The sequence below is a fragment of the Micromonospora sp. MA102 genome (assembly GCF_025460765.1).
In the GTDB taxonomy this organism is placed as follows: domain Bacteria; phylum Actinomycetota; class Actinomycetes; order Mycobacteriales; family Micromonosporaceae; genus Micromonospora; species Micromonospora halotolerans.
In genome coordinates, this window is record NZ_JAMWEG010000024.1 from 49506 (window position 1) to 69630 (window position 20125).

20 protein-coding genes are annotated in these 20125 nt (G+C 74.0%); 6 read left to right on the forward strand and 14 right to left on the reverse strand.

Going from position 1 to position 20125, the window contains the following annotated elements; all coding sequences use genetic code 11:
• Window positions 1-16: 16 nt before the first annotated feature.
• Both NFX44_RS30610 and NFX44_RS30615 read right to left on the reverse strand, forming a co-directional pair.
• Window positions 17-1018: a hypothetical protein gene (locus NFX44_RS30610; protein ID WP_262287074.1), complete on the reverse strand. Its 1002-nt coding sequence runs from the start codon at window positions 1016-1018 to the stop codon at window positions 17-19.
• On the reverse strand, window positions 1015-1347 hold the full coding sequence (locus NFX44_RS30615) for a PadR family transcriptional regulator (protein ID WP_151461256.1): 333 nt from the start codon (window positions 1345-1347) through the stop codon (window positions 1015-1017). Before NFX44_RS30615 ends, NFX44_RS30610 begins: the two co-directional genes overlap by 4 nt.
• A gap of 65 nt (window positions 1348-1412) precedes the next feature.
• On the opposite strand from NFX44_RS30615, the gene NFX44_RS30620 reads away from it, so the two are divergent.
• Window positions 1413-1571, forward strand: a complete 159-nt coding sequence (locus tag NFX44_RS30620) for a hypothetical protein (protein ID WP_262287075.1) — start codon at window positions 1413-1415, stop codon at window positions 1569-1571.
• Between the two features lie 76 nt (window positions 1572-1647).
• Window positions 1648-2337, forward strand: coding sequence for a hypothetical protein (locus tag NFX44_RS30625; RefSeq protein WP_262287076.1), 690 nt, complete (start codon window positions 1648-1650; stop codon window positions 2335-2337).
• 53 nt (window positions 2338-2390) lie between these two features.
• Here NFX44_RS30625 and NFX44_RS30630 read toward each other — a convergent pair whose 3' ends face one another.
• The 6 genes from NFX44_RS30630 to eno all read right to left on the reverse strand — a co-directional run bounded on the left by NFX44_RS30630 (window position 2391) and on the right by eno (window position 6950).
• On the reverse strand, window positions 2391-2741 hold the full coding sequence (locus tag NFX44_RS30630) for a VOC family protein (RefSeq protein WP_262287077.1): 351 nt from the start codon (window positions 2739-2741) through the stop codon (window positions 2391-2393).
• Window positions 2742-2826: 85 nt separating this feature from the next.
• Entirely contained in the window at window positions 2827-3756 is a 930-nt protein-coding gene (locus NFX44_RS30635; RefSeq protein ID WP_262287114.1) for a Ppx/GppA phosphatase family protein, read from the reverse strand.
• A 94-nt stretch (window positions 3757-3850) separates the two neighbouring features.
• Window positions 3851-4363 carry an amino-acid N-acetyltransferase gene (locus tag NFX44_RS30640; protein ID WP_262287078.1) on the reverse strand — a complete coding sequence of 171 codons (513 nt, stop codon included), beginning with the start codon at window positions 4361-4363 and terminating at the stop codon, window positions 3851-3853.
• A 1-nt stretch (window position 4364) separates the two neighbouring features.
• The gene (locus NFX44_RS30645) at window positions 4365-4922 is read right to left on the reverse strand and encodes a DUF501 domain-containing protein (RefSeq protein ID WP_262287079.1); all 558 of its coding nucleotides are present in this window, start codon (window positions 4920-4922) and stop codon (window positions 4365-4367) included.
• 80 nt (window positions 4923-5002) lie between these two features.
• A complete protein-coding gene (locus NFX44_RS30650; protein WP_262287115.1) occupies window positions 5003-5638 on the reverse strand; it encodes a septum formation initiator family protein in 636 nt (211 codons plus the stop codon).
• Window positions 5639-5666: 28 nt separating this feature from the next.
• A complete protein-coding gene (eno, locus tag NFX44_RS30655; protein ID WP_262287080.1) occupies window positions 5667-6950 on the reverse strand; it encodes a phosphopyruvate hydratase in 1284 nt (427 codons plus the stop codon).
• Between the two features lie 268 nt (window positions 6951-7218).
• On the opposite strand from eno, the gene NFX44_RS30660 reads away from it, so the two are divergent.
• Together NFX44_RS30660 and NFX44_RS30665 are read left to right on the forward strand one after the other, a co-directional pair.
• Window positions 7219-7911, forward strand: a complete 693-nt coding sequence (locus tag NFX44_RS30660) for a hypothetical protein (RefSeq protein WP_262287081.1) — start codon at window positions 7219-7221, stop codon at window positions 7909-7911.
• On the forward strand, window positions 7908-8786 hold the full coding sequence (locus NFX44_RS30665; RefSeq protein ID WP_262287082.1) for an NAD(+) diphosphatase: 879 nt from the start codon (window positions 7908-7910) through the stop codon (window positions 8784-8786). Before NFX44_RS30660 ends, NFX44_RS30665 begins: the two co-directional genes overlap by 4 nt.
• A gap of 3 nt (window positions 8787-8789) precedes the next feature.
• Here the strand turns inward: NFX44_RS30665 and NFX44_RS30670 are convergent, their stop codons facing one another.
• The 4 genes from NFX44_RS30670 to mfd form a co-directional block, all read right to left on the reverse strand.
• A complete protein-coding gene (locus NFX44_RS30670) occupies window positions 8790-10409 on the reverse strand; it encodes a DUF885 domain-containing protein (RefSeq protein WP_262287083.1) in 1620 nt (539 codons plus the stop codon).
• 93 nt (window positions 10410-10502) lie between these two features.
• Window positions 10503-11498 carry a nucleoside triphosphate pyrophosphohydrolase gene (locus tag NFX44_RS30675; RefSeq protein ID WP_262287084.1) on the reverse strand — a complete coding sequence of 332 codons (996 nt, stop codon included), beginning with the start codon at window positions 11496-11498 and terminating at the stop codon, window positions 10503-10505.
• A 2-nt stretch (window positions 11499-11500) separates the two neighbouring features.
• A complete protein-coding gene (locus NFX44_RS30680) occupies window positions 11501-12316 on the reverse strand; it encodes a hypothetical protein (RefSeq protein WP_262287085.1) in 816 nt (271 codons plus the stop codon).
• Window positions 12317-12396: 80 nt separating this feature from the next.
• Window positions 12397-16053 (reverse strand): transcription-repair coupling factor, encoded by a 3657-nt coding sequence (mfd, locus tag NFX44_RS30685; protein ID WP_262287086.1) that lies wholly within the window; start codon window positions 16051-16053, stop codon window positions 12397-12399.
• Window positions 16054-16217: 164 nt separating this feature from the next.
• Between mfd and NFX44_RS30690 the strand changes: the two genes are divergently transcribed.
• Window positions 16218-17126, forward strand: coding sequence for a cyclase family protein (locus tag NFX44_RS30690; protein ID WP_262287087.1), 909 nt, complete (start codon window positions 16218-16220; stop codon window positions 17124-17126).
• Window positions 17127-17156: 30 nt separating this feature from the next.
• On the opposite strand, the gene NFX44_RS30695 is transcribed toward NFX44_RS30690, so the two are convergent.
• Window positions 17157-17762: a PadR family transcriptional regulator gene (locus tag NFX44_RS30695; protein WP_262287088.1), complete on the reverse strand. Its 606-nt coding sequence runs from the start codon at window positions 17760-17762 to the stop codon at window positions 17157-17159.
• An 89-nt stretch (window positions 17763-17851) separates the two neighbouring features.
• Between NFX44_RS30695 and NFX44_RS30700 the strand changes: the two genes are divergently transcribed.
• The gene (locus tag NFX44_RS30700; protein ID WP_262287089.1) at window positions 17852-19024 is read left to right on the forward strand and encodes an FAD-dependent monooxygenase; all 1173 of its coding nucleotides are present in this window, start codon (window positions 17852-17854) and stop codon (window positions 19022-19024) included.
• Here the strand turns inward: NFX44_RS30700 and NFX44_RS30705 are convergent.
• Window positions 19018-20058 carry a S66 peptidase family protein gene (locus tag NFX44_RS30705; RefSeq protein WP_262287090.1) on the reverse strand — a complete coding sequence of 347 codons (1041 nt, stop codon included), beginning with the start codon at window positions 20056-20058 and terminating at the stop codon, window positions 19018-19020. The two genes, NFX44_RS30700 and NFX44_RS30705, sit on opposite strands and share 7 nt — an antisense overlap.
• Window positions 20059-20125: the final 67 nt, after the last annotated feature.

The following is a 20125-nucleotide window of genomic DNA, read 5'->3' on the forward strand; positions in this document are numbered from 1 at the left end:
CCCCTCGGTATCGGCGTCAGCGGGTCGGCGCAGGCGCCGGCGTGCTCTCGCTGGGCGCGGCCGACGGAGTCACGGCCGGCGCGGGGGTGACGCTGCCGCCCGGGACGGGAACGGCGCTCCCGCTCGGCGCGGGCGGCGCGCTCACGGTCGGCGCCGCCGGTGCCGGCGCCGGCGCCCCGAAGGGCGCCCGGTCGGGGCAGTAGGGGTAGGCGTTGCGCGGCGGGGGCATGTTGCCGTCCGCGCTCAGGCAGGTAGGCCAACCGAGCCGGATGGGCACGCCGTTCTGGTCGAAGAGCTGGGCGTTGCGGACCAGCCGCCCCTCCTGGTCGTAGACGAAGACGTCCTCGATCGAGTCGTACCGGTCGCCGACCGAGACCTCCTGGTAGCTGCCGAACTGGTCGGAGCTGGCGTGCTGGTCGACGTTGACCAGCAGGGCGAAGGAGAAGAGCAGCAGGGCCGCGGTGCCCAGCCGCAGCAGCCGCCGCGGCCAGCCCCGGAAGCCGGCGGAGCGGCGGCCCAGCCAGACCGAGACGAGGACGGCGCCGCCGAGCAGGAAGAGCCCGGCCAGCACGTTGCCGTCGAGCCGGGGCAGCAGCCCGGACGGTTCGCCGAGCACCACGGAGATCAGCAGCGCCGCCAGCCAGCCGCGCACCAGCCACCAGGCGGGACGCAGCGGGCGGAGGAACTCGCTCACGGAGGACTGCCCGAGCAGCGGGCCGAGCTGGGTGTCGAGGGCGCGCAGCTGGGTTCCGGCGCGCGCCTGCGCGGCGGCCAGGCGCCGGCGCCGGTGCCCCGGACCCGCTCCCGCCTCGGCGCCGGCGGCGGCCCGCAGCTCCGCCGCGTACGCCTCCGGCGTGCCGAGCCGGTCGACGAGGGTGCCCTCGGCCTCGGCGGCCACCTCGGCGAGGTGCTCCGGGAGGTCCTCGGTCAGCTCGTCGCGGACGGCGGGCGGCAGGTCGGCCAGGGCGGCCCGCACCCGGTCGACGTAGTCCGCGATCTCCTGCCCAGTGACGGTCATGCCGCCATCCCCCGATCGTCGAGCAGTGCGTCCATGGTGGTGGCGAAGGAGCGCCAGGTCTTGCCGGAGCGGGTCAGTTGGTCCCGGCCGGCGACGTTGAGTGAGTAGTACTTGCGGTGCGGCCCGGACTCGCTCGGCACCACGTAGGTGGTCAGCAGCCCGGCGGCGAAGAGCCTGCGCAGGGTGCCGTAGACCGAGGCGTCGCCGACCTCCTCCAGGCCGGCCTCGCGCAGCCGGCGGAGAATGTCGTAACCGTAGCCGTCCTCCTCCTTGAGCACGGCGAGAACGGCGAGGTCGAGCACGCCCTTGAGGAGCTGCGTCGTATCCACGCTCCGCACACTAGTGCGGATTGCGTAGTACCGTCAAGCACATGGTAGCTACGTAGGCTCGGGGCGTGTCGTGGAGCAGCTACGCGTCATTCCTGGCCGCCGCCGAGCCCGGGCAGGCGCTGGCCGGGTTCCGGCAGGGCTTCCTGTCTCGGCGCTGGCTGGACGGGCTCACCGGGGTGGCGCCGCTCGGCTTCGGCGCCCGCCTCGCCACCGAACGCACCTGACCACGACGCGCGGATCGACTTTAATTTTCCCTTATGGGGCCTGCTCATCGACGCGGAACATCGGTACGGTCCCCCGATGCGACACCTCGGAACCGTGCTCGCCGCGGCCATCGTCGGTCCGCTGGCCTGGATTCTCTTCGCCCTCGGCCAGGACCGGTCGGAGCGGGCGTTCGCCGCCGCGCAGAACGGCGGTGCACTGGACAGCGGTGATTTCGTTCGTCCCGCAATGGTGCTGGCCGCCGCCGGGATCGTGCTCGGGCTCATCGCCACGCTCCGGTTCTCCCCGCTGGGCGCGGCGCTGACCGGACTGGTCTACTCGGCCAGCTACCTGGGCCTGCTGGTCAGCCCCACCACCGTGACGAAGCTGTTCGACCACACTCTGACCCTGGGCGGCCACCAGGTCGACCTGGCGGCCCCGCTCCGGACCGGGACGACGCTGCTGGTCGGCTCGCTGCTCCTCGTCGGGGTCGTGAGCATCCGCCGTTGGCAGCGGTGGCCCCAGCCCGCGGACGACACCCCCGCTCCTCTGCAGGCGGACGAGATCATCTCACCCGCGGACAGGCGGGACCGCCCGTTGGGGGTGGACGGTCTCGGCCTGAGCACGCCGCAGAGCACGCCCGAGCCGGAGTTGGTTCGCGCCGGCGGTGCCCCCGGGGCAGGCGGTTCGAACTGGGCCGGTCGTTCGGACTGGGCCGGGCTGCTCTCGGGCGGCTCCGCGGTCAGGTCCGAGCGGTCGTCGGAGTGGCCTCGCCAGCGTCCACGGTGAACCGTCGGCAGTTCACCGCGCCGACCGGCCACCGGGCGTCCTGACCCGCCGGGCTACTCGTGGTGCTGAGTCACGTTGACGATCGTGCCGTTCGGATCGCGGACGAAGAACCGGCGCAGCCCCCACGGCTCGTCGGTCAACGGGTAGACGATCTCGGCGCCGGCGGCGACACAGCGGGCATGCACGTCGTCGAGGTCGTCCACCTCGATCGACACGTCGGCGTGGACGCCGGCCTTGACATCCAGCTTCATCACGGACAGTTGGACCTCACGGACCTCGCCGCCGAAGAACAGGATCCAGTCGAGCCCGTGACCGCCGTCGAGCCCGATCAGGTCCCGGTAGAAGCGACTGCTGGCCTCGAAGTCGTCGGAGAGGATGTTCGGCTTGATCCGCCTGACCGCCATCCACCCACCCTAGGCCCGTCGATCGCGCCGCCACGGCCCGCACCGTGACGGTCGGCCGTTGAACTGTCGATCACGCCGTGCCGCCTCAGGCCAGGGACCAGGCGATGCCGTCGAGGATGTCGTGTTCGGATGCGACCACCGAGGGCATCCCGGCGCGCTCCATGATGACCCGGAGCACCAGCGCGCCCGCGCCGATCACGTCGGCCCGCCCGGGGTGCATGACCGGGATGGCCAGCCGCTGCTCGCGGGTCTTCCCCAGCAGGTCGGCGGTGACCTCGGCGACCTGGTCGTACGACACGCGGGCGTGGTGGATGCGCTCCGGGTCGTACTCCTGGAGCCCCTGGGCGATGGCCACCACGGTGGTGACCGACCCGGCGAGCCCGACCAGGGTGGCGGCCTCCCGGCCCGGTACGGCCGTCAGCGCCCGGTCCACGGCGACCGCGATGTCGGCCTGCGCGGCGGCGATCTCGTCCAGGCCGGGCGGGTCGCCGTGCAGGTGCCGCTCGGTCATCCGGACGCAGCCGATGTCCATCGAGATGGCCGCCTGGACGCCGCCCTCCCGGGTGCCGACCACGAACTCGGTCGAGCCGCCGCCGATGTCGACCACGAGGTAGGGCGGCTCGGCGTCGGCGGGCAGGCCGCGGACCGCGCCGGTGAAGGAGAGCCGGGCCTCCTCGTCGCCGGTGACCACCTCGGGCGCGACGCCGAGGGTCTGCTCGACCATGGCCCGGAAGTCGGCGGCGTTGGAGGCGTCGCGCGAGGCGGAGGTGGCGCACATCCGGACCCGCTCGGCGCCCAGCTTCTCGATCTCGGACGCGTAGTCGGCGAGCGCGACGCGGGTGCGCTCGATCGCCTCGGGCGCGAGCCGGCCGGTGCGGTCGACACCCTGGCCGAGCCGGACGATCTCCATCCGGCGGCTCCGGTCGACCAGCGGCGCCTGCGGCCCGGCGGACGGGTCGGGCAGGTCGGCGACCAGGAGTCGGATGGAGTTGGTCCCGCAGTCGATGGCGGCCACACGCGTCGTCACGGCTGCCACCCTACGGCAGCCGCCGCGGCCGACCGGCCCGGTCGCCGACCCGCGCCGGAGTTCTCCCGGCGCGTGACGCGGGTCAGAGGCGCAGCAGCATGCGGCTGTTGCCGAGGGTGTTCGGCTTGACCCGCTCCAGGTCGAGGAACTCGGCGACACCCTCGTCGTAGGAGCGGAGGAGCTGCTCGTAGACCGGCTGCGGCACCGGGGCGCCGTCGATCTCGCGGAAGCCGAACGAGCCGAAGAACCCGGTCTCGAAGGTGAGCACGAAGATCCGGGCGACGCCCACCTCGCGGGCCGCGTCGATCAGCTCGCCGACGATCCGGTGCCCGATCTTGTGCCCCCGGCAGGACGGGTCGACCGCCACCGTGCGGATCTCGGCGAGGTCCTCCCACATCACGTGCAGGGCGCCGCAGCCGACCACCGTGCCGTCGGGCGTCACGGCCACCCGGAACTCCTGCACGTCCTCGTAGAGGGTGACGGTGGCCTTGCTGAGCAGCCGCCGGTCGTCGGTGTAGGTGTCCACGAGGCGCCGGATGCCGCGTACGTCGCCGGTGCGGGCGCGGCGGACCACGATCTCGTCGGCGGCGGTCATCTCACTCCGCCGCGGGCACGTCCACGCAGGGGCCGGCCGCCCACCACTTCTCCACCAGGGCGAGGGTCTCGTCGCCGAACGGGTTGACCCCCGGCCCGGCGGCGAGCGCGTGCCCGAGGTGCACGTGCAGGCACTTGACCCGCCCCGGCATGCCGCCGGCCGAGATCCCGGCGATCTCCGGCACCTGCCCGATCGCCTCCCGGCGGGCCAGGTAGTCCTCGTGCGCGGCCCGGTAGCGGGCGGCCAGCTCCGGGTCCTCGGCGAGACGCTCGGCCATCTCCTTCATGAGCCCGGCCGACTCCAGCCGGCTGCACGCCGCGGTGGCCCGCGGGCAGGTCAGGTAGTACAGCGTCGGGAAGGGCGTGCCGTCGGCCAGCCGGGGCGTCGTCTCCACCACGTCGGGCAGGCCGCACGGGCACCGGTGGGCCACCGCCCGGGTGCCGCGGGGCGGGCGTCCGAGCTGCGCGGCCACCGCGGCCAGGTCGGCCTCGGTGGCCGGCTGGCGCTCCGGCGGGGGTACGGATTCCGCCGCCGGATCCTGCGGTGGTACGACGCTCACAGATTCGCCTTCGTTCGCGACTGCGGGGCTCGCAGACCCGGCTCGCTCCTCGCGCTCACGGTGCCTCGCTCGTCTGTCGATCACTTGTCGGGGCGCTCGGCGTTGGCCGCCTGCACGCTCGACCACAGGGTGTCGTACCAGGGGTCGGGCGGCTTCGGCGGCCCCGGCTTCGCGCCCTTGCCGGCGTCCTTGGCGGCGCCCTCCGGGTCGGAGAGCACCACCAGCAGGGTCTCGCCGGGCCGGCCCATGAAGAACCGCTCCCGGGCCTGCGTCTCGATGTACGCCGGGTCGTGCCACTTCTCCGCCTGGGCGGAGAGTTCCTGGATCAGCTCGCGCTGCCGCTGCTGGGACGCTTCCATCCGCTCGATGTCGGCCTGCTGGTCCAGGTAGACCCGGACCGGATAGGTGTAGGCCAGGGCGAGCGCGATCAGCACCGCGAACAGCACGGTGGCGCGCCCGGTGAAGCGCCGGGGTTGGGGTGCGGTGAGCCGCTTGACCGTGCCACCGGCGGCGGTACGCCGGGCCGCCGCGGGACGGCTCGCGGAGCGTACCCCCTCGGTGGCGCGGGCGGCGCCGGGTGACCGGCCGGCGGCGCGCGGCTCGGCGCGGACGCCGGCGTCGCGGACCGACGACCGGACCCGGGCCGCGCCCGGCCGGCCGGCCTGACCCGGCCGACGGGCGGGCCGCTGGCCACCCGGTGTGCGGCGCTGCTGCATCGTCACACCCCTCCCCGGAGCTCTCGGCTCAGGCCGAACGGTAACGCGGGAACGCGCCGGCGCCGGCGTACCGCGCCGCGTCGGCCAGCTCCTCCTCGATCCGCAGGAGCTGGTTGTACTTCGCGACCCGGTCGGAGCGGGCCGGGGCGCCGGTCTTGATCTGGCCACAGCCGGTGGCGACCGCCAGGTCGGCGATGGTGGTGTCCTCGGTCTCGCCCGAGCGGTGGCTCATCATGCACATGAAGCCGGCCCGGTGGGCCAGGTCGACCGCGTCCAGGGTCTCGGTGAGCGAGCCGATCTGGTTGACCTTCACGAGCACCGCGTTGGCGGCGCGCTCGCTGATGCCCCGGGCGATGCGCTGCGGGTTGGTGACGAACAGGTCGTCGCCGACGATCTGGATCCGGTCGCCGAGCGCCGCCGTGAGGGTGGCCCAGCCGCTCCAGTCGTCCTCGGACAGCGGGTCCTCGATGGACACGATCGGGTAGTCGCCGACGAGCTTGGTGTAGTAGTTGCTCATCTCCTCGGCGGTCTTCGCGGTGCCCTCGAAGGTGTAGCTGCCGTTGTCGAAGAACTCGGTGGCGGCCACGTCGAGGGCGAAGACGATGTCGGTGCCGAGCCGGTAGCCGGCCTTCTCGACGGCCTCGGCGATCAGGTCGAGCGCGGCGGCGTTGGTCGGCAGGTTCGGGGCGAAACCGCCCTCGTCGCCGAGGCCGGTCGACAGGTCCTTCTTCTTCAGCACCGACTTCAGCGCGTGGTAGACCTCGGCGCCGGAGCGGAGCGCGTCCCGGAAGGTGGGCGCGCCGATCGGCGCGATCATGAACTCCTGGATGTCGACGTTCGAGTCGGCGTGCGCGCCACCGTTGAGGATGTTCATCATCGGCACCGGGAGCAGGTGCGCGTTCGGGCCGCCCAGGTAGCGGAAGAGGCTCAGCTCGGCGCTGCCGGCGGCGGCCTTCGCCACGGCCAGCGAGACACCGAGGATGGCGTTGGCGCCCAGCTCGGCCTTGTTGTCCGTGCCGTCGATGTCGAGCATCTTCTGGTCGATCAGCCGCTGCTCGCTGGCCTCGTACCCGATGAGCTGGTCGACGATCCTGTCCTCGATGTTGGTGACGGCCTTCTCGACACCCTTGCCCAGGTAGCGGTCCTTGTCACCGTCGCGCAGCTCGATCGCCTCGAAGGCGCCGGTGGAGGCGCCGGACGGCACCGCGGCGCGGGCGATCGTGCCGTCGTCGAGCCCGACCTCGACCTCGACCGTCGGGTTGCCCCGCGAGTCCAGGATCTCCCGGGCGACGATTCCCTCGATGGTTGCCACTGAGTCGCTCCTCGTTTGTGTGTTCCGGTCCGGTATGGGCCGCGACGGTGCGGCTGAGGCAGGTGTTGAACGCAGCGTATCGGTCCCCGCCCTCGCCCATGCCCTGCGGGGCCGCACCCGGTGACTGAACGCGAGGAAGCGCGCCCCGCGACGGACCCGGGCGCGAATCCCGCCCACCACGGCCGGTGACACGGACATTCCCGGATTCTCCGGCCTCAACCGACAACGGGTTTGCGAGAGGTTGCGTCGATCGACAAGGCTGGGCGGCATGCCCGCCGCCTCGACGACTCTCCGCGTGCTCGCCGCCTCGGCCCTCGCGTCGCTCTCGGTCACCGGCTGCCAGGCCCTCGACGACACCGGGGTCGCCCTCGGACGGGCCGATCTGGTCAACGACCTGACCGCCCGCATGGACCGGGCGCTCGAGCAGACCTGGGCCGCCGACTACCAGCTCAGCGGCGGGCGCACCGCGTCGATCGCGCAGACCAAGGAGCCGCTGCGCTCCTCGTACACCTGGCCGGATGGCAAGATCACGGTCACCCAGGAGGCGGTGACCCGGTGCGCGAACACGGCCGGGCGCACCTCGTGCACGGTGTCGCCGCCGGTGCTGACCGCCGGCAAGCCCTCGGTGGTCGTCTACGGCGAGGTGGGCAAGCTCGGCCTGGTCACCCCGCCCGCGGTGATCCGGCTGCTCACCGACGCGGCGCTCGACCCCGAGGCGACCATCGAACAGAGCGACACCACGCTGGCCGGGCACCACGCCACCTGCGTCGACGTCACCCGGGCCGGCAACCGCTTCGACGCCTGCGTGACCACCGAGGGGGTGCTGGGCAGCTTCACCGGCACCCTCGACGGCAAGCCGGCGGAGGTCACCCTGAGCCGCTACACCGACACGGTCGAGTCGGCCGCCTTCGACGTGCCGGCCGGGGCCGGCGTGGTCGACCGCCGCCAGTCGACCTCGTGACCGACCGGCTCCACCTCCCGGCCGGCCGGAACGGTGCCGTCGCCGGCCGGGCCGGCTTTCTGCCCGCCGCCGATCACGGCCGCCCGCCGCACCCGGACGACCTGGCCCTGGCGGTGGCCGGGCGCAGGCTGCTCACCGGCGCCGACGGGCGGTTCCCCCGGATCGGCGAGCTGCCCGGCACCCTCGACTGGGTGCCGGTCGGCACGCTGGACGGGGTCCCGGCCTGGGCGGCCGAGGTGGCCGACGACACGGCGCTGAACGGGCGCTGGCGCGGCTGGCGGGGCCTCGCCGCCGAGCTGCCCGCGACCTGGGCGGACCTGGCCGGGCGGGCGCTCGCCGTGGTCACCTGGCGGCGTACGCACCGGTGGTGCGGGGCGTGCCGGGCCGAGCTGACCGACGTGCCGGGCGAGACGGCCCGGCGCTGCCCCGCCTGCGGGCTCACCACGTTCCTGCCGCTCTCCGTGGCGGTGCTGGTGGCGATCACCCGCCCCGGCCCGGCCGGCGGCCCCGGCGAGCTGCTGCTGGTCCGGCACGCGTACGGGCCGACGGAGCTGTGGGCGCTGGTCGCCGGGTTCGTCGAGGCGGGCGAGTCGCTGGAGGCGGCCGCCCACCGGGAGGTCGCCGAGGAGGTCGGCCTGACCATCGGGCGGCCCACCTACGTGGACAGCCAGCCCTGGGCGATGTCCGGCCCCGGCACCCTGCTGGCCGGCTTCACCGCCACCGTGAGCGACCTGGCCGCCGAGCCGGAGGTCGACCCGAGGGAGCTGACCGAGGCGCGCTGGTTCCCGGTGGACGCGCTGCCGGCGGAGCTGCCCCCGGCGTACTCCCTGTCGCGCTGGCTGGTCGACGCGGTCGCCGGCGGCGGCCCGCGCTGACGGTCAGATCCCCAGCAGCGTCCGAAGGTGCCGGGGCGGCGGGCAGTCGTGCGCCAGCATGGCGTCGTGCCAGTCGCGCGTCGACACCCCGTCGGGCCGGGCGCGGGCGATGTCGGCCATCTCGCTGTAGCCGACGAAGTAGGTGGAGAGCTGGGTCGAGGTGAGCAGCGCCCGCCGCCACTTGCCGGCCGCCTCGCCCTCCTCCTGGAAGCCGCGCCCGGTCATCAGCGCCATGGCCTCGGCCTCCGGCAGGTCCTCGCAGTGCACGAGCTGGTCGAGCAGCGCGTTGATGGTCATCCGGAGCTGCATCTTGAGCTGCTGGAGCCGGACCGGCAGGCCGCCGAAGCCCAGCCCGGCCATCAGCTCCTCGGTGTAGACCGCCCAGCCCTCGATGAACACACCGGACTCGGTCAACGCGCGGACCCGGGTCGGCCCGGCGTAGCGGCGGGCGTGGGCGAGCTGGAGGAAATGGCCGGGCATCGCCTCGTGCACGGTCAGGTTGCGGATCATGTGGTCGTTGTACTCGCGGTAGAACGACTCGACCCGCTGCGCCGGCCACTCCGCCGGGGTGGGCGCGATGCAGTAGAAGGTCGGCACGTCCGCCGTCTCCAGCGGGCCGGGCGAGTCGCAGTAGGCCACCGCCACGCCCCGGGCGAACTCCGGCATCTCCTGGATCACACACGGGTCGTCGACCAGGCTGACCAGGTCGTGGGCCCGGACGAAGTCGCTCGCCTCGTCGAGCGTGACCGTGGCGAGGTCGACGATGGTGGCGTCGTCCGGGTGCTCGGCGGCGAGCAGGTCCAGCGCCCGGCGGACCGTCTCGTCGTCGGCCGGGCCGCCGACCAGCTCGACGGCCGCCGCCCGGATCTCGGCGGTCACCCGGTCGAGGTTGGCCCAGGCGCGGCGCTGCACCTCGGCGGCGCTCAGCTCGGTGTCGAGGGTGTGCCAGAGCCGCGCCTCCCACCGGCGTCGACCGAGCCGGGGGTCGCGCCCCGGGCCGGCGTCGGCGGCCAGGCCGATCCGCAGCCACGCCACGAACTCCTCCAGCGCGGCGATCGCCGCGGTGGCGGCCGGCTCCACGCGGTCGTGCAGCGCCGGTGCCTCGGCGAGCAGCCCGGGCACCTCGTCGCGGATCAGCGCGGCCGTGCCGGTGAACTGCCCGACCGCCGTCTCGGCGTGGATCCGCGGCATGTCGCGCAGCGTCGCGCGCGCGGTCGCCAGGGCGTCCGGTACGGCCGCCAGCCGCCCGGCCAGGTGGGTCAGGCGCTCCTCGACCGGCGCGTACGGGCGGGCCATGAGGGCGTGCAGCAGCGGGCCGGGGTTGTGCCGCAGCGGGTCCCACTCGTGGCCGCGGATCTCGGTGGCCTCGAACAGGCCCCGGTCGACCAGGCTGCTGAGCAACGCGTGGTCGACCCGCTCCTCGACGTCGAGCGAGTCGGGGTCGATCTCGGAGAGCGCGTCGGCCGCGTCCTTGAGCATCGCCTGGTCGGCGGCGAGGGCGTCGGCGGACAGGTCGGGCAGCCGGTCGTCGTACCGGTGGTCCCCGGCCGAGGTGGCCAGCCCGGGCCGGCTCTCCAGCAACGCCTCCACGATCCGCTCGGCGAGCGGCACGAACGACTCCATGCCGACGACCTTACCGATCTTCCCGCGCCGACCTTCCGTTGATCATGAGGTTGGCGGTACGGAATGCGCGTTCCGGCACCGCTAACCTCATGATCAATGCTCAGGGACGTCGGGCGGGGCGGCGCGTTCGGCGGCCCGGACGGCGTCGGCGTACGCCAGGGTGGCGCGGCGCAGGGCCGCCTCGGGGTCGATGCCGGCCTGCCGGGCGGCGGCGACCGTGGCGAGCAGGCCGGCGCCGAGTCGCGCCTCGGGGTCGACCTGGGATTCCGCCAGCGGCGGGGGGACGGCCAGGCCGACGCGGCCGGCGCGGTCCAGGACCTTCGCGGCCAGGGCGAGCGCGGGCTGGCTCAGCGCGATGCCGTCCAGCACCGACTCGCGGGTCTTCTCGGCCCGCTTGATCCGCTCCCAGTTCGCCTCGATCTCCTCGATCGAGCCGGCCTGCGCACCGGAGAAGACGTGCGGGTTGCGGCGGACCATCTTGTCGACCAGCCCGCCGGCCACGTCGTCGACCGTCCAGCGCTTCCCCTCCGGCAGGTTCTCGGCCAGCCGGGCGTGCAGCAGCACCTGGAGCAGCACGTCGCCCAGCTCCTCGCGGAGCGCGTCGGTGTCGTCGGCGCTGATCGCGTCGTACGCCTCGTAGCACTCCTCCAGCAGGAACCCGGCCAGGCTGCGGTGGGTCTGCGCCCGCTTCCACGGGTCACCGCCCGGTGCGGCGAGCCGGTCCATCACCTCGACGGCGTCGAGCAGCCGGGCCCCCGGCGGGTCCCACGAGCCGTACATCAGCTCCAGCTCGGCGAGGCCGGGCTGGCGGGCCAGCCGCAGCCCCAGCTCACGGGCGAGCGCCTCGTCGCCGGCCGGCCCGGCCAGCCACACCGCGCTGCCGTGCGCGGCCGCCGCGTCGAGCAACGCCTGGGTGGCGCCCTCGGTCACCACCGTGACCTCGGCGCCCGTCGACCGGACCGCCGTGGCCAGTTCGCTCTCGGCGCCGGCCAGCACCGGCGCGGAGCGGACGACGTCCCAGGCGGGCGCGGTCATCAGGCCGGCGGGCAGCCGGGGCGAGGTGACGAGCAGGACGATGCGCGCGGTCATGCTCAGGGCGCCACCGACGCGCTCGGCTCGGCCGAGCCCGGCTCGGTCGACTCCGACTCGGTCGACTCCGGCTCCGGGGTGGAGATGTCGGTGACCTGGTCCGCGCCGTCCACGTACGGCAGGTCGTAGAGGTTGACGTTCTGCGACTGGATCTGGAGCAGGGCGGGCACGGCCAGGGTCGGGTAGCGGGGGTTGACCCGGACGTCAGCCCGGTCGACCTGCTCCTTGAGCGCCTCGCTCAGGCCCACCACCGCCGAGACCTGGGGCGCGATGGAGGGGTCGGAGAACGCCTGGCGCTGCTGCTCGGTCGACCAGCCGGGACGTGCCACGTTCGCCTTCACCAGCGCGTCGTAGACGGCGGCGGTGTCGGCGTCGGAGAGCTCGGCCTTCGGCAGCCCATGGCCCAGCGCGTTGAAGACGTCGTACCACTCGGCGGCGAGCTTCGCGTACTCGGTGTCCGGGACGCGCAGCGCCTGGCCGATGTCGGCCGGGCTGATCTCATCGGACACCTGGAGCTTCTTGTCGGCGACGATCCGCTTGCCCAGGTCGAGGCCGACCAGCAGGTTGACCACGTCCTGGCCGTCCAGGCTGAGCTGGCGCAGCTCGGCCGGGACGGTCTGGCCCTGCTCCTCGGCGGCCTTGACCACCCCGGCGTACGCCTGCGCGGCCTCGTCGCGGATGGCGTTGACCCGGTCGATCGAGTAGCTCGTGTCCCCGACGTACGCGGCGACGCTCGGGGCGGACCGCCCGCAGGCGGCGAGGGAGAGTGCAGCGAGGGCCGCGACGCTGGCGGCGGCGATGAGACGGCGAGCACGCATGACGGCCACTCTCTCACGCCCCGGGGCCGGCTGTGACGCCGCCCACCTCACCGCGCGCCCGCCCCGCCGGCCGCGCCGCGTCACCTTCCGCCCGCCATCGCGGGGCTGGCCGAACCGGCCAGCGCCGCGGGCTCGCCCAGGACGTCGGAGAGGAGCTGGGCGCACCACTCCAGCAGCGCCTGGTCGCGCAGCGGCTCGCCGCCGACCCGGCGGGTGCTCGGCCGGGGCACGCTGACCTGGTCGAGCGCCTGCTTGTAGACCGAGTCCGGGTGGTAGCGCTTGAGCCGCAGCTGCTTCGAGTCGGGCAGCGGCAGCGGCCCGAACCGGATGTGCTTGCCCTGCATCGACACGTCGGTGAGGCCGTACCGCCGGGCCAGCAGCCGGAACCGGGCCACCGCGACCAGGTTCTGCACCGGCGTGGGCGGCTCGCCGTAGCGGTCGGTCATCTCGGCGACCACCTCGCGCAGCCGCTCCTCGTCGCGTGCCTCGGCCAGCTTGCGGTACATCTCCAGGCGCAGCCGCTCGACACTCACGTAGTCGTGCGGCAGGTGCGCGTCGATCGGCAGGTCGACCTTGACCTCGGTCTCCTCCTCCGCGTGCTCACCCTTGAACGCGGAGACCGCCTCGCCGACCATCCGGACGTAGAGGTCGAAGCCGACCCCCTCGATGTGGCCGGACTGCTCGCCGCCGAGCAGGTTGCCGGCGCCCCGGATCTCCAGGTCCTTCATGGCCACGTACATGCCGGCGCCCAGCTCGGTGTGCTGGGCGATGGTGGCCAGCCGCTCGTGCGCGTTCTCCGTGAGCGGCTTGTCCGACGGGTAGAGGAAGTACGCGTACGCCCGCTCCCGGCCCCGGCCCACCCGGCCGCGGATCTGGTGCAGCTGGGCCAGGCCGAGCAGGTCGGCCCGCTCGACGATGAGGGTGTTGGCGTTCGGGATGTCGATGCCGGACTCCACGATCGTGGTGCAGACCAGGACGTCGAACTCCTTCTCCCAGAAGCCGACCATCACCTTCTCGAGCGCTTCCTCGCCCATCTGGCCGTGCGCCACCGCGACCCGGGCCTCGGGCACCAGCTCGCGGATCCGGCGGGCCGCCCGGTCGATCGACTCGACCCGGTTGTGCAGGTAGAAGACCTGCCCGTCGCGGAGCAGTTCCCGGTGGATCGAGGCGGCCACCTGCCGGTCGTCGTACGCCCCGACGAAGGTGAGCACCGGGTGCCGCTCCTCCGGCGGGGTGGCGATCGTGGACATCTCCCGGATGCCGGTGATCGCCATCTCCAGGGTGCGCGGGATCGGGGTGGCCGACATGGCCAGCACGTCGACCGAGGCGCGCAGCGTCTTCAGGTGCTCCTTGTGCTCGACGCCGAAGCGCTGCTCCTCGTCGATGATGACCAGCCCGAGCTGCTTGAACCGGGTGGCCGCCTGGAGCAGCCGGTGGGTGCCGATGACGATGTCGACGGTGCCGTCGGCGACCATCTCCAGCGTCCGCTCGCTCTCCTTCGGGGTCTGGAACCGGGAGAGCTGCCGGATGGTGATCGGGAACTGACCCATCCGCTCGGCGAAGGTGTTGTAGTGCTGCTGCACCAGCAGGGTGGTGGGCACCAGCACGGCCACCTGCTTGCCGTCCTGCACGGCCTTGAACGCCGCCCGCACCGCGATCTCGGTCTTGCCGTAGCCGACGTCGCCGCAGATCAGCCGGTCCATCGGGACGGTCTGCTCCATGTCCCGCTTGACCTCCTCGATGGCGGCCAGCTGGTCGGGCGTCTCCTGCCAGGGGAAGGCGTCCTCCAGCTCCCGCTGCCAGGGGGTGTCCGGGCCGAACGAGTGCCCCTTGGACGCCTTGCGGGCGGCGTAGAGCTGGATCAGCTGCGCGGCGATCTCGCGGACCGCCTTGCGGGCCCGGGCCTTGGACTTCTGCCAGTCCGAGCCGCCCATCTTGTGCAGGGTGGGCTGCTCGCCGCCGACGTAGCGGGAGAGCTGGTCGAGCTGGTCGGTGGGGACGAAGAGGCGGTCGCCGGGCTGGCCGCGCTTGCTCGGCGCGTACTCGATGACCAGGTATTCCCGGCTCGCGCCGTTGACCGTCCGCTGGACCAGCTCGACGTAGCGGCCGATGCCGTGCTGTTCGTGCACCACGTGGTCGCCGGCCTTGAGCTCCAGCGGGTCGATGGTGTTGCGCCGCCGGCTCGGCATCTTGCGCATGTCACGGGTGGAGGTGCCCCGGCCGCCGGTGACGTCGTTGCCGGTGAGCAGCACGAACCGGGACGCCTCGTCGACGAAGCCGGCGGTCAGGCAGCCGCAGGAGACCAGCACGTCGCCCGGGGTGGGCGCGGCCGGCACCTCCTCGGTGAGCCGGGCGCCGAGGCCGGCGTCGCGGAGCACCTCGACGGCCCGCTGGGCGGGGCCGTGGCCCTCGAAGACCAGGGCGATCGACCAGCCCTCGCCGGCCCAGCGCTTGAGGTCGTCGACCACCCGGGCGGTCTCGCCGTGGTAGAGCGGGGCGGGCTGCGCGGCCAGGGTCACCGCGATGGCGTCGTCGGGGGCCACGTCGACCTCGGTCGGCTCGTCCTCCCACGGCTGCCGGGCGGGCGCGGCCTCGGCCTCGACGAGGCCGAACGGGGCAAGGGTCCACCAGGGCTGGCGCAGGGCGCGGGCCGCCGTGCGCACGTCGGCCAGGGTCCGGAAGGCGGCGGCGCCGAGGTCGACCGGGGCCTGGCCGCCGACCGCGGCCGCGGCCCAGCTCGCCTGGAGGAACTCCTCGGAGGTACGCACCAGGTCGTGGGCCCGGGTGCGGATCCGCTCCGGGTCGCACAGCAGCACGTGGGTGCCGGCCGGCATGCAGTCGACCAGCAGCTCCATCGAGTCGGCGCCGATCAGCGCCGGGGCGAGGGACTCCATGCCCTCGACCGGGATGCCCTCGGCCAGCTTGTCGAGGATCTCGGTCAGCTCCGGGTGCTCCTGTGCGAGCGCGGCGGCCCGCTCCCGCACGTCGGGGGTGAGGAGCAGCTCGCGGCAGGGCGGCGCCCAGAGCTGCGGGACGCCCTCGATGGTGCGCTGGTCGGCGACGGCGAAGGTGCGGATCTCCTCGACCTCGTCGCCCCAGAACTCGACCCGGGACGGGTGCTCGTCGGTGGGCGGGAAGACGTCCAGGATGCCGCCGCGCACGGCGAACTCACCGCGCTTGGTGACCAGGTCGACCCGGGCGTACGCCATGTCGATGAGCCGGCGGGCGACCTCCTCCAGGTCCGCCTCGTCGCCGGCGGCGAGCTGCACCGGCTCCAGGTCGCCGAGCCCCTTGAGCTGCGGTTGGAGCAGGGAGCGGACGGGCGCCACGACCACCCGCAGCGGGCCGGTGCGCCCGTGCGCGTCGGCCGAGCCGGGGTGGGCCAGCCGGCGCAGCACGGCCAGCCGCCGCCCGACGGTGTCGGAGCGGGGCGAGAGCCGCTCGTGCGGCAGCGTCTCCCAGGACGGGAAGACCGCCACCTGCTCCGGGGGCAGCAGGCTGCCCAGCGCGGAGGCCAGGTCGTCGGCCTCGCGGGTGGTGGCCGTCACGGCCAGCACGGGACGGCCCGCGCCGCCGGCCGGCTCGTCGGCCGCGACGGCGGCGACGGCGAACGGCCGCAGCGCGGCGGGGGCGGTCAGGTCGAGGCCGTCGACCTGGGCGGCACCGGAGCGCGCCAGGTCACGCGCCCGGGCCAGCCCCGGGTCGGCCAGGGCGGCGGAGAAGAGTCCGGTGAGCATCTGCGATCACTTCCAGGAGGTCGACGCACGGCGACGACCCCTCGTCCAGCCGGACGGGGGGTGCACCGTTCGAGACTATCCCGCTGCCCGGACATTCCGGGCCGCAGCCGGGCCGCCGGCATCGATCTTGACGGCGTCCGGGCCGGCATGGTGCGGTGGGGCGCATGACGGGTGAGTACCGGGCGGTCTTCGACGCCGAGGTGATCTTCGCGAACGGCGGCGGGCTGCGGACCGAAGGATTCCGGCTGGACGTCCCGGGCCCGGAGGTCACCGACGACCAGCTGGCCGCGCTCCTCGTTCGGCACCTCGGGCTGCTCATGGTCGGCGAGGTGCGGATCACCAACCGGACCGTCGTGGCGGAGCCGCACAAGGGCGGTCGCGGGCTGGCCGCCCCGGCGGCCGGCGAACGGCGGCTGGTCGAGCTCAGCCACGTGATCACCGACGGCATGGTCACCCTGCCCGGCTGGCAGCCGCCCCGGATCACCGACTGGCTGACCCGTGAGGCGTCCCGGGAGCGCTACGCGCCGGGCGTCGAGTTCCACGTGGCGCGGATCGACATGATCGCCAACACCGGCACGTACGTGGACGCGCCGGCGCACCGCTGGGCGGACGGCCCGGATCTGACCGGCGTCCCGCTGGACCGCCTCGCCGACCTGCCCGGGGTGGTGGTGCGGGTGCCGGCCGGCACCCGGGCGGTGGACCGGCTGATGCTCGCCCCGTACGAGGTGGCCGGCCGCGCGGTGCTGCTGCACACCGGCTGGGACGCGCACTTCGGCACCGACCGGTACGCCGGCCCCGACGCGCCCTACCTGACCGCCGACGGCGCGGACTGGCTGGTCGAGGCGGGGGCGGCGCTGGTCGGCATCGACTCGGTCAACATCGACGACATGACCCCGGCCGCCGCCGGGCAGCGTCCGGCGCACAGCGACCTGCTGGCGGCCGGCATCCCGATCGTCGAGCACTTGACCGGCCTGGCCGGCCTGCCACCGGAGGGGTTCCGGTTCACCGCCACCCCGCCGCGGGTGGCCGGCATGGGCACCTTCCCGGTGCGCGCCTTCGCCGTCGTCGGCTGACAGCCGGCCGCCTCCCGCCCGTTCCCCGGGTCAGGCCGGGGCGGGGCCGTCCGATGGTTCGGCCGGCTCCGGAGCCGTCCAGGTGAGCCGGCCGGTGCGCAGGTCCTCGACCACCGACCTCAGCCACCGTTCCTCGGCGCCGGCGACGGCGTCCAGGTGCTCGTCCTCCAGGTGGAACACCCGGGGCAGGTCCGCGTGCGCGCCCAGCGCGGCGGCCCGGTCGGCCCGCGCCCGCCCGAGGCGCTCGGCCCGCTCCGCCAGCACCTCCGCCGCCTCCGCCGGGCTGAGCATCGCGAGGTGGGACAGGGCGGCCGGGAACTGCGGGAACTCCTGCTTCGGTTCGGCGAGCATCCGCCTCAGCCACTCGCGGGCGACCCGCCGGCCGGCGTCGGTCAGCTCGTAGACCGTGCGCTCCGGGTACGCCTGGTCCCGGCCGGTCTCGCGCACCGCGATCAGGCCGTCGGCGTGCAGCCGCTCGATGGTCCGGTAGAGGCTGGCCCGCTGCCCCACGTTGACCACCTGGTCCTTGCCCCACTGCCGGATGAGCCGCTGCACGCCGTACGGGTGCAGCGGCTCGTGGTGCAGCAGGGCCAGCACGGTCAGGGCGAGGGGCGAGCTTCGTACGGCGGTGTCCACGGCACCGATCCTAGAGCCAACCAAACTAGTTGACACGGACTAGTTGCAGTGAAACTATTCTCCTTGTTACTGACGGAGGGAGTGGGCACATGGGCTCGGTACGGACGGCACTGGTGATCGGCGGCGGCATCGGCGGCACGGTCACCGCGATGGCACTGGCCAGGGCGGGCATCGAGGCGACGGTCTTCGAGGCTTACCCGGGCGGCGCGGACGGGATCGGCGCGATGCTGAGCCTCGCGCCGAACGGCCTGGCGGCACTGGGGATCGTCGGGGCGGAGGAGGCGGTCCGGGCGGCCGGCCATCCCGTCCCCGGCGTGGTCATGGCCGACGGCGCGGGAAACCGGCTGGCCGAGTTCCACGGCTTCCCCGGGCTGCCGGCCACCCACGTGATGGCCCGCGCCGACCTGTACCGGGCGCTGACCGACCAGGCGCTCGCGCGGGGTGTGAAGATCGAGTACGGCAGGCGACTCGTCGGAGCCGAGGACAGCCCGGACGGTGTCACCGCCGTCTTCGCCGACGGCAGCACCGCCGGCGCCGACGTGCTGATCGGCGCGGACGGCATCCGGTCCACCGTCCGCACACTCATCGACCCGGCGGCACCCGGCCCCGAGTACGCCGGCGTGCTCGGCTTCGGCGGGATCGTCCCGGCGGACACCGCGCCCGTCGACCCCGCCACCATGCACTTCGCCTTCGGCAGTTCCTTCATCGGCTACTGGCGGCTGCCCGACGGGCGGCTCTGCTGGTTCGCCAGCCTGCCGCGCACCGAGCCGCTCACCTGGCCGGAGGTCCGGCGGATCCCGGCGGAGCGGTGGCTGACGCGGTTGCGCGAGCGCTACGCGGGCCACGTCCCCGGCGAACGGCTGCTGGCGCACACCGCGCCCGACACCCTGATGGCGACCGGGCCGATGGAGCGCATGCCGTCCGTGCCGCACTGGCACCGGGGACGCCTGGTCCTCGTCGGCGACGCGGTCCACGCACCCTCGTCCAGCTCCGGGCAGGGCGCCTCACTGGCCATCGAGAGCGCCGTCGAACTGGCCCGTTGCCTGCGCGACCTGCCCGACCACACCGCCGCGTTCGGCGCCTACGAGCGGCTGCGCCGGAGCCGGGTGGAGCTGATCGGGGGCAACGCGGCCGCCACCAACCGCGCCAAGGCCGGGCAGGCGGGCGCCCGGCCCGCCATGCCCACCCCGGAGCAGATGTTCGGCCCCGTCCACCGCCACCACATCGACTGGCACGCGACCGTGCCCCCCGAGGGTCAGTAGCGCACGCGGATCCGGCGCTCCACGGCGTCGACCTGGACCTCCCCGCCGTACGGGATGATCAACTGCGGGTCGGTGTGGCCCAGGTCGACGTCGAAGACCACCACCGGGTCGTCGGCGTACGGCGCGAGGGCCCGGAGGATCGCCTCCCGCTGCGCCTCGCCCCAGGCCCGCCGCTCGTCCAGGGTGTGCGGCCGGTCGAAGTCCCACGCCTTGGGCCGGCCCACCACGATCGCCGGGAAGGCGGCGAGCAGCCCGCGCTCGCCCAGGTTGCGCACGATCCGGAAGACCTCCTGCGCGCCGGGCAGCTCGTTGGACGTCTCGACGACCAGCACCGACCCGGCCAGGTCGGCCGCCGGCGGGACCCGGTCGGTGGCCAGCAACCATCCCACGATCTCCAGGCAGCCACCCCAGGTGCGCCCCTGGACCACCCGGGCCGGCCCGTGCCAGCGCCAGCCCTCGCCGGGGAACATCACCGGCTCCTCGGCGAGCGTCGCCGGGTCGCGCCAGTCGCGCGGCTCGTCGCCCCACTCGGGAGCCGGGGTCAGCTCGTACCAGCCGGAGGTGAACAGCGCCGCCCGCAGCGAGTCGAAGGTCAGCGGGTGCGGTGCGCCGGACCGGCCGAGGTGCACCAGCACCGACCCGCCGTGGTAGGCGACGATCCCCAGCCGGTGGAGGTGGTTGAGGACGTTGGTGTTGTCCGAGTAGCCGAAGTAGGGCTTCGGGTTGGCCCGCAGCACCGCGTCGTCCAGGAACGGCGTGACCGTGATCAGGTCGTCCCCGCCGACGGTGGCGAGCACGGCGGTGACGCTCGGGTCGGCGAAGGCGGCGGTCAGGTCGCGTGCCCGGTCCCGCGGGTCGGCCCCCATCTGCCGGGTGGTCGGATACTCCACCGGCTCCAGCCCGAACTCCTCGCGGAGCCGGCGCAGGCCCAGCTCGTACACGTGCGGGAAGAGGCCGGGCAGGCCGGCGGAGGGCGAGACGACCGCGACGCGGTCGCCGGGCTTCGGCTTCGGGGGGTAGCTGGGCGACACCATGATCCGAAGCTATCGGGCCGGGCCAGCGAATTCCGCCGGAGAAAGCGCCCGAGGCGGACATATGCGG

Coding starts and splice junctions, on each gene's coding strand:
- NFX44_RS30630 (WP_262287077.1), bottom strand. CDS start 2,741: ATGGCGGTCAGGCGGATCAAGCCGAACATCCTCTCCGACGACTTCGAG.
- NFX44_RS30680 (WP_262287085.1), bottom strand. CDS start 12,316: ATGCGTGCTCGCCGTCTCATCGCCGCCGCCAGCGTCGCGGCCCTCGCT.
- NFX44_RS30675 (WP_262287084.1), bottom strand. CDS start 11,498: ATGACCGCGCGCATCGTCCTGCTCGTCACCTCGCCCCGGCTGCCCGCC.
- NFX44_RS30700 (WP_262287089.1), top strand. CDS start 17,852: ATGGGCTCGGTACGGACGGCACTGGTGATCGGCGGCGGCATCGGCGGC.
- NFX44_RS30625 (WP_262287076.1), top strand. CDS start 1,648: ATGCGACACCTCGGAACCGTGCTCGCCGCGGCCATCGTCGGTCCGCTG.
- NFX44_RS30670 (WP_262287083.1), bottom strand. CDS start 10,409: ATGGAGTCGTTCGTGCCGCTCGCCGAGCGGATCGTGGAGGCGTTGCTG.
- NFX44_RS30690 (WP_262287087.1), top strand. CDS start 16,218: ATGACGGGTGAGTACCGGGCGGTCTTCGACGCCGAGGTGATCTTCGCG.
- NFX44_RS30650 (WP_262287115.1), bottom strand. CDS start 5,638: ATGCAGCAGCGCCGCACACCGGGTGGCCAGCGGCCCGCCCGTCGGCCG.
- NFX44_RS30705 (WP_262287090.1), bottom strand. CDS start 20,058: ATGGTGTCGCCCAGCTACCCCCCGAAGCCGAAGCCCGGCGACCGCGTC.
- NFX44_RS30610 (WP_262287074.1), bottom strand. CDS start 1,018: ATGACCGTCACTGGGCAGGAGATCGCGGACTACGTCGACCGGGTGCGG.
- NFX44_RS30660 (WP_262287081.1), top strand. CDS start 7,219: ATGCCCGCCGCCTCGACGACTCTCCGCGTGCTCGCCGCCTCGGCCCTC.
- NFX44_RS30640 (WP_262287078.1), bottom strand. CDS start 4,363: ATGACCGCCGCCGACGAGATCGTGGTCCGCCGCGCCCGCACCGGCGAC.
- mfd (WP_262287086.1), bottom strand. CDS start 16,053: ATGCTCACCGGACTCTTCTCCGCCGCCCTGGCCGACCCGGGGCTGGCC.